We start from the raw sequence: 2,977 nt of genomic DNA, 5'->3' as shown, positions 1-2,977 counted from the left end.
CCCCCCCCCCCCCCCCCCGGGGCGGTATCACCGCGTGCCGTGCGGGAGAATGGAGTACGTGACTCGGATCGTGATCATCGGTGGCGGACCCGGCGGCTATGAAGCGGCCCTGGTGGCCGCGCAGCTCGGCGCGGAGGTGACCGTCGTCGACTGCGACGGTCTGGGCGGAGCGTCGGTGCTGACCGACTGCGTGCCGTCGAAGACCCTTATCGCTACGGCCGAGGTCATGACGACCTTCGACTCGTCGTACGAGGAGCTCGGCATCATCGTCGCCGACGACACCCCGCCGCTGGAGCAGGCGGCCCGGGTCGTCGGCGTGGACCTCGGCAAGGTCAACCGACGGGTGAAGCGCCTCGCGCTCGCCCAGTCGCACGACATCACCGCCTCCGTCACCCGGGCCGGCGCGCGCGTGCTGCGCGGGCGCGGCCGGCTGGAGGGCATGCAGGCCCTCGACGGCTCGCGCAAGGTCGTGGTCGCCGCCGCTGGGGGTACCCCCTCTGGGGGAGGCACCGAGGAGACCCTCACCGCCGACGCCGTGCTGCTCGCCACCGGCGCCCACCCGCGCGAGCTGCCGGACGCGCAGCCCGACGGTGAGCGCATCCTGAACTGGACCCAGGTCTACGACCTCGCCGAGCTCCCCGAGGAGCTCATCGTGGTCGGCTCGGGCGTCACCGGCGCGGAGTTCGCCGGCGCCTACCAGGCCCTCGGCTCCAAGGTCACCCTGGTCTCCTCCCGTGACCGCGTGCTGCCCGGCGAGGACCCGGACGCGGCCGCCGTGCTCGAGGACGTCTTCCGCCGTCGCGGCATGAACGTCATGGCCCGCTCGCGCGCCGAGTCCGCCAAGCGGGTCGGCGACCGGGTCGAGGTCACGCTCTCCGACGGCCGGGTCATCACCGGCTCGCACTGCCTGATGGCGGTCGGCGCCATCCCCAACAGCGAGGGGATGGGGCTGGAGGAGGCGGGCGTCAAGGTCCGTGAGTCCGGGCACATCTGGACCGACAAGGTCAGCCGTACCACCGCCCCCGGCGTCTACGCGGCCGGCGACGTGACCGGGATCTTCGCCCTCGCCTCCGTCGCCGCCATGCAGGGCCGGATCGCCATGTACCACTTCCTCGGCGACGCGGTGGCCCCGCTGAACCTCAAGACGGTCTCCTCGAACGTCTTCACCGACCCCGAGATCGCCACCGTCGGCTACAGCCAGGCCGACGTGGACGGCGGGAAGATCGACGCCCGGGTCGTCAAGCTGCCGCTGCTGCGCAATCCGCGCGCCAAGATGCAGGGCATCCGGGACGGCTTCGTCAAGATCTTCTGCCGGCCCGGCACGGGGATCGTCGTCGGCGGTGTGGTCGTCGCCCCGCGCGCCTCGGAACTGATCCACCCCATCTCGATCGCCGTCGACAACAACCTGACGGTCGAACAGATCGCGAACGCGTTCACCGTGTACCCCTCCCTTTCGGGGTCGATCGCGGAGGTGGCGAGGCAGCTGCACACCCGGAAGACGTCGGGCGAGGGCTGACGGTCTGTTTCGATCGCCTCCGGCCACCCCCCGGACTCCCCGCCGGTCACGGGAAGTTGACCGGTGGGCCGGTGCCGCGCCGGAGAGAGGTGCGGGAGGCATGGGCGCCGGAAGTGAGCCCTATACCACCCCCCGTGCCTCTGTGCGAACAACTTCTACTATTCGGCGCAAAGAGCTGAAAGCAGACGGTCGTCCGCGTTACTGTCAGTTTCGTGTTCGCTGCAGAACGTCGTCAATTGATCCTCGAAATGGTGCGAGCGAACGGGGCCGTGTCGCTCCGTGAACTCGCCCGCGTCGTCCAGACCTCCGAAGTGACCGTGCGGCGGGACGTGCGCGCACTGGAGGCAGAAGGACTCCTCGACCGCCGACACGGCGGTGCGGTATTGCCGGGCGGGTTCACGCGAGAGTCCGGCTTTCCGCAGAAATCCCATCTCGCGACCGCCGAAAAAACCGCCATCGCGGACCTCGCCGCGGGCTTCGTGGAAGAAGGCGAAGCCATCGTGGTCGGGGCGGGAACCACGACGCAGGAGCTGGCCCGCCGGCTCGCCCGGGTGCCCGGTCTGACCGTGGTCACCAACTCCCTTCTGGTGGCCCAGGCCCTGGCCCACGCCAACCGGGTCGAGGTGGTGATGACCGGCGGCACCCTGCGCGGCTCCAACTACGCCCTGGTGGGCAGCGGGGCCGAACAGTCCCTCCAGGGACTGCGGGTGTCCCGCGCCTTCCTCTCCGGGAGCGGGCTGACCGCCGAACGCGGGCTGTCCACGTCCAACATGCTGTCGGCGTCGGTCGACCGGGCGCTCGTCCAGGCGGCCGCCGAGGTCGTCGTCCTCGCCGACCACACCAAGCTCGGCACGGACACCATGTTCCAGACCGTGCCCACGGACCTCGTCACCCGCCTGGTGACGGACGAGCCGCCCGCGCACGACGACCGTGCCGCCACCGAACTGCAGGCCCTGGCCGACCAGGGGGTGCAGATCGCCGTCGCCGGGGCGTCGGGAAGCCCGGGGGGTGATGCGGCCCCGGCGCGCCATCAGCAACAGCGCCGGGACGTACCGCTGCCGGCCCCGCGGCGGGGCCAGGTCCCGGGGGCCACGGCGGGTCTGCGTGCCGGATCCGTCCTCGGGGAGCAGGCTCCGGGCGCGGAGCGGGCGAGGGTTGCTGACCTGCGTCGGCGTTGACCTCGCGGGGTCGTATGCCGGGGGCTCCGCCCCCAGACCCCCGACCGGCCCTGCCCCGGGCCTCGTCCTCGGACTCCCCCAGGGGGGTACCCCCGGACGGGCTGACGGCGCGGGCCCGAAGTGATCGTCCGGCGGGCTGATGGTGCGGGCCCTGGGCGGATCGTGCCGGACGGGCTGATGGTGCGGCCCCGGGCCGGGGAGTGGCGACCGTCGGTACAACGCGGCGGGGGGGGGGGGGGGGGGGGGGGGGGGGGGGGGGGGGGGGGGGGGGGGGGGGGGGGAC

The 2,977-nt window shown here is 72.5% G+C and carries 2 protein-coding genes; both read left to right on the top strand.

Annotated elements, in window-relative coordinates:
* Positions 1-49 precede the first annotated feature (49 nt).
* Positions 50-1,516 (top strand): NAD(P)H-quinone dehydrogenase, encoded by a 1,467-nt coding sequence (locus ACN6LD_RS33260; RefSeq protein WP_319193126.1) that lies wholly within the window; start codon positions 50-52, stop codon positions 1,514-1,516.
* A gap of 212 nt (positions 1,517-1,728) precedes the next feature.
* On the top strand, positions 1,729-2,694 hold the full coding sequence (locus ACN6LD_RS33255; protein ID WP_445045104.1) for a DeoR/GlpR family DNA-binding transcription regulator: 966 nt from the start codon (positions 1,729-1,731) through the stop codon (positions 2,692-2,694).
* The last annotated feature ends 283 nt before the right edge of the window (positions 2,695-2,977 follow it).

The organism is Streptomyces sp. SAS_272, from assembly GCF_052543235.1.
The sequence above is the reverse complement of the archived record's forward strand: the minus strand, read 5'-3'. Positions and strand labels throughout refer to the sequence as shown.

Bases quoted from the DNA above. Each gene is read 5' to 3' on its own strand.
- ACN6LD_RS33260 (WP_319193126.1), top strand. From the start codon at position 50: ATGGAGTACGTGACTCGGATCGTGATCATCGGTGGCGGACCCGGCGGC.